The sequence below is a fragment of the Rhodoglobus sp. GW821-FHT12B09 genome, assembly GCF_058809925.1.
Window position 1 is genome coordinate 126,481 of sequence record NZ_JBXATB010000009.1, and the last position, 8,639, is coordinate 135,119.

The following is an 8,639-nucleotide window of genomic DNA, read 5'->3' on the forward strand; positions in this document are numbered from 1 at the left end:
GGGCCGCTAGCCCCGTTTGCGCGTGCGCGCCGCGAACCGCTGCTGGAGCAGCACCGCGACCACGATGATCACGCCCTTCGCAACCGCCTGCACGGAGGTGTTGAGGTTGTTCTGCGTGAAGATGTTCGTGAGCGTCTGGAAGATCAGGACGCCGAAGACCGTGCCCACGATGGTGCCGCGGCCGCCGATGAGCAGGGTGCCGCCGACCACGACGGCGGCGATGGCGTCGAGCTCGTAGAGCGTGCCGTGGGTCGAGGTGCCCGCGGTGGTGCGGCCGAGCATCATGACGCCGGCGATTCCCGCCGTGAGGCCTGACAGGGCGTACAGGTACACGGTGTGGCGCTTCACCTTGAGCCCGGCGAGCCGGGCCGCCTCGCGGTTGCCGCCGATCGCGACAGTGCGGCGGCCGAAGGTCGTGCGGTTGAGCAGCAGCCAGCCGAGCACCGCGACGACGATGAAGATCCAGATGAGCACGGGGATGCCGAGGAGGTTGGATCGGAAGAACTCGATGAAGTCCTGCGAGCGCACGATCTGGGTGGTGCGGTTCGACAGGATCTCGGCGAGACCGCGAGCTCCGACGAGCATCGCGAGGGAGGCCATGAACGCCACCACGTTGCCGTAGGCGATGACTATGCCGTTGACGATCCCGGCGACCGTGCCGACGAGGATCGCGACGACGACCATGATGAGCCAGCTCGCCTCGGCGAGGGACTGCACGACCGTGAGGGTCGCGACCACGCTGCTGAGACCCAGGACGGACCCCACCGACAGGTCGATGCCGCCGCCGATGATGACGAAGGTCATGCCGATGGTCAGCACGCCGACGATCGAGGCCGCACGGACGATCGTGAGGATGTTGTCGACGTTGGTGAACCTGTCGCCCGCCGTGATGGTGCCGACGGCGAACAGCACGAGCAGCGCGATGATGAGGCCGAAGTTGCGCCCCGCGCCGCTGCCGAGGAAGCGCGCGAACCAGTTGCGCTCGTCCTTCGAGTCGTGGGTCGCCTCGGGGGGCGCGACGGGCGCTACCGGCTCGGCCGAGGGGACAGTGGTCGGCTCGCTCACGCGGCACTTCCTTCCATGACGAGGTCGAGCACGCCGTGCTCGTCGATGTCGTTTGCGTTGACGGTGGTGAGGACCTTGCCCTCGGCGACCACGAGGACGCGGTCGGCCAGGCCGAGCACCTCCTCGATCTCGCTGGAGACGATCACGATGGCGGTGCCGGAGGCGGAGAGCCGCCGGATGAGTGCGTAGATCTCGGCGCGCGCGCCGACATCCACGCCGCGGGTGGGCTCGTCGAGCAGCAGCACCGTGGTGCCGTGCACGAGCCAGCGCGCGAGCAGGATCTTCTGCTGGTTGCCGCCCGAAAGGGTCCCGGCCGCGCGATCGGGATCCGCCGGCCGCAGCTCGAGCGCCTCGATCTGCTCCCGGGCCGCGGCGCGCTCGGCGCCCTCGCGGAGGAAGGAGAGCCGGGCGAAGCGGGCGAACGACGAGAGGGTCACGTTCTTGAAGATGGGCTCGTCGAGGAGGAGCCCCTGGCTCTTGCGCTCCTCGGGGGAGAGGCCCATGCCGTGGTTGACCGCGTCGCGCACCGAGCCGGGCGCGAGGCGCTCGCCGGAGAGGGTGACGGTTCCGGAGGTCGGCTTGAGCGCGCCGTAGATGGCCTCGAGGATCTCGGAGCGGCCGGAGCCGACGAGACCGGCGAGCCCCACGATCTCTCCGGCGCGGACGGTCAGGTCGACGCCCTCGAAGACGCCCGCCACGGAGAGGTCGGAGACGGCGAGCACCTCGGGCGCGGCATCCGGAACAGGCACCGCCGGGGGGAAGACGTTCTCGACGTCGCGGCCCGTCATGAGGCGGATCAGCTCGCTCGTCGGCGTGTCCTTCACCGAGAGGCCGCTCGCCGTACTGCGGCCGTCCTTGATGACGGAGATGCGGTCGCCGATCTGGCGGATCTCCTCGAGGCGGTGCGAGATGTAGACCACCGAGATGCCCGAGCTCGTGAGCTCGTTCACCACGCGGAACAGGTTCTTGACCTCCTCGGAGTCGAGCACCGCGGAGGGCTCGTCCATGATGATGAGGCGGGTGTCGCGCGAGAGCGCGCGGGCCATGCTGACGATCTGCTTGTTGGCGGGGGAGAGCGTGCCGACCTCGCGACTGGGCGAGAGGTCTCCGTGCCCGAGGCGCGAGAGCAGCTCGCGCGTGACCTGGTTCGCTCGGCGGCGGTTGAGGAAGCCGGCGGTGGCGTGCTCGTGCCCGAGGAAGATGTTCTCGGCGATGGTGAGGCCGTCGACGACGTCGAGCTCCTGGTACATCGTCGCGATGCCCAGGTCGAGCGCTGCCACCGGATCGTCGATCGTGATCGGCTCGCCGCGCCAGAGGATCTCCCCCTCGTCGGGTGTGTAGACCCCTGCGAGCGTCTTGATGAGGGTCGACTTCCCGGCGCCGTTCTGGCCGAGGATGACGTGCACCTCGCCCGGCGCGATGGAGAAGTCGACGCCGCGGAGGGCGCGGACGGGCCCGAAACTCTTGGTCACTCCGCGCACTTCGAGGAGTGGCTGCCCATGGTCGGCACTGATCATAGGACGCACACTACAGAGGCCGACCAGTTCTGTCGAGCTTCGAAAAAAGTGGCACTACTTTTGCCGATTCTCGTAAAAACTCTGATATGTTGCATCAAACGTCAATGTGGACCGAGTGATGACAGCCCAGCCGCCAGGCCGGAACATCGCCAATGCACCTCCTCATTGGCGACCAGATACTGCATTTCACTTACCAAGGAGGAAGTACATGCTGGCAACACGTATGAGCCGGAAACTGCTCATCACTGCAGGCGCATCCCTCGCTGTCGCAGGCCTGCTCGCAGGCTGCACGGCGGGCACCGCCGAGAACACCGGTCCGGATGAGAGCACCGTCGAGGGCAACGAGGCCACGGGTGACACCATCACCATCGGCTTCTCCGGCCCCGCGGCCGACCACGGCTGGCTCGGCGCGATCAACAACGCGGCGATCGCCGAGGCGAAGAAGTACTCGGACATCAACCTCGTTGTCGCGGAGGGCACGAACGACGCCAACCTCCAGATCAGCCAGGTCGAGACGTTCATCAACGACAAGGTCGACGCGATCGTGCTGCTGCCCACCGATGGTGCGGCGCTGACCGAGGTCGCGATCCAGGCCATGAACGCGGGCATCCCGGTCATCAACGTCGACCGCGAGTTCTCGAGCACGTTCGCCGCTCGCGTCACCATCCTCGGCGACAACTACGGCATGGGCGTGAGCGCTGGCACGTACATCTGCGAGCAGCTGGGCGACAACCCGGATGCCATCATCGCCGAGATCGCCGGCATCGACTCGCTGCCCCTCACGCAGGCCCGCAGCGAGGGCTTCGCCAAGGCGCTCGGCGACTGCGGCCTCAAGGTCTCCAACCGCGTCGCCGCCGACTTCACCGTCGCCGGTGGCGAGGCCGTGACCTCGCAGCTGCTCTCCGCCGCACCGAAGATCGACGCGATCTGGAACCACGATGACGACCAGGGCGTCGGCGTCCTCGCCGCCATCGCCGCCTCCGGCCGCAACGAGTTCTTCCTCGTCGGCGGTGCCGGTTCGGCCAACGCGATGCGCGAGATCCAGTCGGGCACGAGCGTCCTCAAGGCGACGGTCATCTACCCGTCGACCCAGGCCGCTGACGGCATCCGCCTGGCCCGCCTCGTCGTGCAGGGCAAGGCCCTGAGCGACCTGGTCGAGATCGAGGTTCCGACCCGTATCGTGCTCAACGCGCCCGTCGTCACGGCGGACAATGTGGAGCAGTACATCGGCTCGGCCTTCGAGTCCTAAACCGACTCACGACAGGGTGCCCGTCAGGAGCTTTCCGGGCGGGCACCCTTAGAGTCACTAGCGTCACAACCGAGGAGTGAAGAAGAGATGCCAGAGAAGCCCCGCCTGAATGTGGCGATGATCGGCCACGGGTTCATGGGTGCAGCGCACTCGCAGGGCTGGCGGGTCGCACCGCGCTTCTTCGACCTCGGCGCCACCCCCGTCATGCAGGTGGTCGTCGGCCGCACCGGCGCCGGCGCCTCCGCCGAGAAGTGGGGCTGGAACGAGTCCGCCACCGACTGGCGCGAGGTCATCGCCCGCGACGACATCGACATCGTCGACATCGTCACCCCCGGCGACTCGCACGCCGAGATCGCCATCGCGGCCCTCGAGGCCGGCAAGCACGTCCTGTGCGAGAAGCCCCTCGCCAACACCGTCGCCGAGGCACAGGCGATGACGGATGCCGCGGAGGCCGCATCCCGCAACGGAGTCATCTCCATGCTGGGCCACACTTACCGCCGCCTGCCCGCCACCACGTTCGCCCGCGACCTCGTCGCGGCCGGAAAGCTCGGCGAGATCTACCAGGTGCGCGCGAGCTACCTGCAGGACTGGCTGACCGACCCCGCCACCCCTCTCGCCTGGCGCCTGCAGAAGGACCTCGCCGGCTCCGGCGCCCTGGGCGACATCGGCGCGCACATCATCGACCTCAGCCAGTTCATCACCGGCATGAAGCTCACCAGCGTCTCGGGGACGATGGAGACGATCATCCACGAGCGCCCCATCCTCGAGAGCGCCTCCGGCCTCGGCGGCAAGGGCGGTGCCGAGAAGGGGCAGGTCACCGTCGACGACGTGGCGCTGTTCACCGGCCGCTACGACTCCGGGGTGCTCGGTATCTTCGAGGCGACCCGCTTCGCGACCGGCCGCAAGAACGCCCTGCGCGTGGAGGTCTCCGGCTCGAAGGGCGCCCTCGCCTTCGACCTCGAAGACCTCAACTCCTTGGAGTTCTACGACAACACCGCCGCTCCCGAGGTGCGCGGCTTCACGAAGATCCTCGTGACCGAGCCCGAGCATCCGTACATCGCCAACTGGTGGCCCGCCGGGCACATGCTCGGCTACGAGCACGCCTTCTCGCACCAGGCCAAGGACTTCGTCGACGCCGTCACCACGGCCACCCCCGCGAGCCCGTCGTTCGCCGACGGGCTGCAGGTGCAGCGCGTCCTCGCCGCCGTCGAGGCGAGCGCGGGCAACAGCAGCGCCTGGACAGAAATCTAAAGGAGAGAGCAATGCCGCGTCCCGTCACCCTGTTCACCGGCCAGTGGGCCGACCTCCCCCTCGAAGAAGTCGCGAAGCTCGCCTCCGGCTGGGGCTACGACGGCCTGGAGCTCGCGTGCTGGGGCGACCACCTCGACCCGAGCCGCTGGGACGACGCCGAGTACGTGCAGGGCAAGCTCGACCTGCTCGACAAGTACAACCTCAAGGTGTGGGCGATCTCGAACCACCTCAAGGGCCAGGCGGTCTGCGACGACCCGATCGACCAGAGGCACCGCGACATCCTGCCCGACGCCATCTGGGGCGACGGCGACCCCGAGGGCGTGCGCCAGCGCGCGGCCGAGGAGATGAAGAACACCGCCCGCCTCGCTGCTGCGCTCGGGGTGAAGACCGTGATCGGATTCACCGGCTCGAGCATCTGGAAGTACATCGCCATGTTCCCGCCGGTGAGCCAGGAGGCCATCGACGCCGGCTACCAGGACTTCGCGGACCGCTGGAACCCCATCCTCGACGTGTTCGACGAGGTGGGCGTGCGCTTCGCCCACGAGGTGCACCCGTCGGAGATCGCGTTCGACTACTGGTCGACAGTTCGCACCCTCGAGGCGATCGGCCACCGCGAGGCGTTCGGCCTCAACTGGGACCCGAGCCACTTCGTCTGGCAGGACCTCGACCCGGTCGGCTTCCTCTGGGACTTCAAGGACCGCATCTACCACGTGGACTGCAAGGACACGAAGAAGCGCATGGACAACGGCCGCAACGGCCGCCTCGGCTCGCTCCTGCCCTGGGCTGACGGCAACCGCGGCTGGGACTTCATCTCGACCGGCCACGGCGATGTGCCGTGGGAGTCGAGCTTCCGGATGCTCAACCAGATCGGATACGAGGGACCCCTCTCGGTCGAGTGGGAGGACGCCGGGATGGACCGCCTCATCGGCGCCCCCGAGGCCCTCGAGTTCGTGCGCAGGCTCGCGTTCGACCCGCCCGCCGCGGCGTTCGACGCCGCGTTCAGCTCGAAATAGCTACGCTGGGCCAGTGACGGAGGTACGGGCGGAGCTGCGGGGCAACAACCTCGACCTGGTGCGCCGTCGCAACCTCTCGCTGATCCTCGGGCGGGTGCACGCCCTCGGCGCCGTCTCGCGCGCTCAACTTACCCGGGAGACCGGGCTCAACCGCTCCACGATCGCGGCGCTCGTCGCGGAGCTCGTGCAGCTGGGCCTCGTCCTCGAGACCGAGCCCGACCAGACGAACCTCGTCGGCAGGCCGAGCCCGGTGATCGTGCCGAGCGACCGCACTGTCGCCATCACGGTCAACCCGGAGATCGACGCCGTGAGCATCGGCCTTGTCGCGCTCGGCGGCCGGGTCATCCGGCAGACCCGCTATGACACCGAGCACATCCCCACCGCGCGGGAGGTGGTCGACATCACGGCGGCCGCGATCGACGCGATGCGCGGGGAGCTCGAGAGCACCTACCGCACGGTCGGCATCGGTCTGGCCATTCCGGGGCTCGTACGGGCCGACGACCAGCTCGTGACCCTCGCGCCGCACCTGGACTGGCACAACGAGCCCGTCGGCGACATGCTGCGCGCGGCCACCGGCTACGACGTGGTGGCCGGCAACGACGCGAGCCTGGGCGCGATCGCCGAGAGCATGCGCGGCGCCGGTCGCGGCATCGACGACCTCGTGTACCTCAACGGCGGCGCGAGCGGCATCGGCGGCGGCATCATCGCGGGCGGCGTGCTGCTCGGCGGCACGTCCGGCTACGCGGGCGAGATCGGCCACACGCTCGTCAACAGCTCCGGGGCGGCCTGCCACTGCGGGGCGTCGGGATGCCTCGAGACCGAGGTCTCCCGCGAGCCGCTGCTCGACGTGCTCGGACTCGACCAGCCGGAGCTCCTCGAGGCGGCGCTCCTCGAGCGCTACGCCGCCGGGGACCCCGACGTGGTCGCCCTCGTCGACCGCCAGGCGGCGTTCCTCGCCCGAGCGCTGGCGAACACCGTGAACGTGCTCAACCCGCGGCTCATCGTGCTCGGCGGCTTCCTCGGCTCCCTCTACGCGGCGGCGCCCGAGGCACTCTCGGCGGCGGTCGCGTCCCTCGCGCTCGTGGGCCCGCGCTCCGAGGTTCAGCTCGCGCGAGCGACCCTCGGGAACGCCATCCTCACCGTCGGCGCGGCCGAGATCGCCTTCGCCAAGCTCATCGACGACCCCGCCGCCTCGGCGGTTTCTGACAAGGACCCGACCTCCGCTAGCCTGTAGTCGCTTTGACTACCGTCGTTCACCCCGGTGACTCTCTCACACCCCGCCAGCGCCTCGTCTACGTGCTCGTGCTGGGGGCGCTGACCGCACTCGGCGCCTTCACGATCGACCTCTACCTGCCGGCATTCCCGGTGATCGAGGGCGAGTTCGACGTGCCCACGGCACTCATCCAGCTCACGCTCACGGCGACCACGGTCGGCTTCGCCGTCGGGCAGCTGCTCGTCGGCCCGTGGACCGACCGCGTGGGCAGGCGGGTTCCGCTGATCGCGGCCACGAGCATCCATGTCGCCGCCAGCATCGGGGTCGCGCTCGCGCCGTCGATCGAGGTGCTGTTCGTGTTCCGGGTGCTGCAGGGGATCGGTGCGGCGGCGGGCGGCGTCGTCGCGATGGCGATCGTGCGCGACCTGTTCGGCGGGCTCCCCCTCGTGCGGATGCTCTCGCGCCTGTCGCTCGTCAACGGCCTCGCGCCCATCCTCGCCCCCGTGATCGGGTCGCAGCTGCTGCTCCTCGTGCCGTGGCGCGGCATCTTCGTGTTCCTGGCCGTGTACGGCGCGCTCGCCCTCGCCGCCTCCGTGTTCTTCCTCGTCGAGACGCTGCCGAAGGCCCGCCGCGTGGACCTCGGCCACAGCACGGCTCGGCAGCGGTACGGCGCCCTGTTCTCCGACCGGATCTTCGTCGGCATCGCGATCATCGCGGGCCTCACGTTCTCCGGTCTCTTCGCGTACCTCTCGTCGAGCTCCTTCCTGTTCCAGCAGGTCTACGGGCTCGATGCCCAGCAGTTCGGATTCCTGTTCGCGATCAACTCGCTCGGCGTGGTCGGGGGAGTGCAGGCGAGCTCGTTCCTCGCGAGGTACATCGGCCCCCAGTGGATCCTCGCCGGTGCCCTCACGGTCCTTCTTTTGTCTGCCGCGACGATCGTCGTGCTCGACTCGCTCGGCTTCGGGCTCGTCGGCATCCTCGTGCCCCTGTGGTTCTTCATCGCGGCGTGCGGGTTCAGCTTCCCGTGCACCCAGGTGCTCGCGCTGGCCAACCACGGCAGCGAGGCGGGCACGGCGGCGTCGCTGCTGGGCGCGCTCAACTTCGGCCTCGCGGGGGCGATCTCCCCGATCGTGGGGCTGTTCGGCATCACCAGCGCAGTGCCGATGGGCGCGATCATGGGATGCACGGCGGTCCTGTCGATCATCGTGCTCTGGTCCGTCGTGCGCCCGTGGACGGTGCCGGCGCTCGCTCGCTGACGCGCGCGCCGCGCCGCCGCCGCGCCGCGCCGCGCCGCCCGCCCGTCGAGAGTGCAGTTTGACGGTGTCTAGTCG

At 69.1% G+C, this 8,639-nt stretch carries 7 protein-coding genes; 5 read left to right on the forward strand and 2 right to left on the reverse strand.

The window, feature by feature from the left end:
* Nucleotides 1–6: 6 nt before the first annotated feature.
* Together AC1RTC_RS15275 and AC1RTC_RS15280 are read right to left on the reverse strand one after the other, a co-directional pair.
* The gene (locus AC1RTC_RS15275) at nt 7–1,065 is read right to left on the reverse strand and encodes an ABC transporter permease (RefSeq protein WP_493157142.1); all 1,059 of its coding nucleotides are present in this window, start codon (nt 1,063–1,065) and stop codon (nt 7–9) included.
* Nucleotides 1,062–2,537 (reverse strand): sugar ABC transporter ATP-binding protein, encoded by a 1,476-nt coding sequence (locus AC1RTC_RS15280; protein ID WP_493157144.1) that lies wholly within the window; start codon nt 2,535–2,537, stop codon nt 1,062–1,064. The genes AC1RTC_RS15275 and AC1RTC_RS15280 overlap by 4 nt, the downstream gene beginning before the upstream one ends.
* A gap of 253 nt (nt 2,538–2,790) precedes the next feature.
* Here AC1RTC_RS15280 and AC1RTC_RS15285 point away from each other — a divergent pair, with 253 nt between their 5' ends.
* From AC1RTC_RS15285 to AC1RTC_RS15305, 5 genes are all read left to right on the forward strand, one after another.
* Entirely contained in the window at nt 2,791–3,831 is a 1,041-nt protein-coding gene (locus AC1RTC_RS15285) for a substrate-binding domain-containing protein (protein WP_493157145.1), read from the forward strand.
* Nucleotides 3,832–3,948: 117 nt separating this feature from the next.
* Entirely contained in the window at nt 3,949–5,082 is a 1,134-nt protein-coding gene (locus AC1RTC_RS15290; RefSeq protein ID WP_493157158.1) for a Gfo/Idh/MocA family protein, read from the forward strand.
* Nucleotides 5,083–5,093: 11 nt separating this feature from the next.
* The gene (locus AC1RTC_RS15295; protein WP_493157146.1) at nt 5,094–6,095 is read left to right on the forward strand and encodes a sugar phosphate isomerase/epimerase family protein; all 1,002 of its coding nucleotides are present in this window, start codon (nt 5,094–5,096) and stop codon (nt 6,093–6,095) included.
* Nucleotides 6,096–6,108: 13 nt separating this feature from the next.
* Nucleotides 6,109–7,329: an ROK family transcriptional regulator gene (locus tag AC1RTC_RS15300; RefSeq protein WP_493157149.1), complete on the forward strand. Its 1,221-nt coding sequence runs from the start codon at nt 6,109–6,111 to the stop codon at nt 7,327–7,329.
* Nucleotides 7,330–7,334: 5 nt separating this feature from the next.
* The gene (locus AC1RTC_RS15305) at nt 7,335–8,564 is read left to right on the forward strand and encodes a multidrug effflux MFS transporter (protein ID WP_493157151.1); all 1,230 of its coding nucleotides are present in this window, start codon (nt 7,335–7,337) and stop codon (nt 8,562–8,564) included.
* Nucleotides 8,565–8,639: the final 75 nt, after the last annotated feature.

Excerpts from the sequence above, each read along its gene's own strand:
- AC1RTC_RS15290 (WP_493157158.1), top strand. The coding sequence starts at position 3,949 with ATGATCGGCCACGGGTTCATGGGTGCAGCGCACTCGCAGGGCTGGCGG.
- AC1RTC_RS15285 (WP_493157145.1), top strand. The coding sequence starts at position 2,791 with ATGCTGGCAACACGTATGAGCCGGAAACTGCTCATCACTGCAGGCGCA.
- AC1RTC_RS15295 (WP_493157146.1), top strand. The coding sequence starts at position 5,094 with ATGCCGCGTCCCGTCACCCTGTTCACCGGCCAGTGGGCCGACCTCCCC.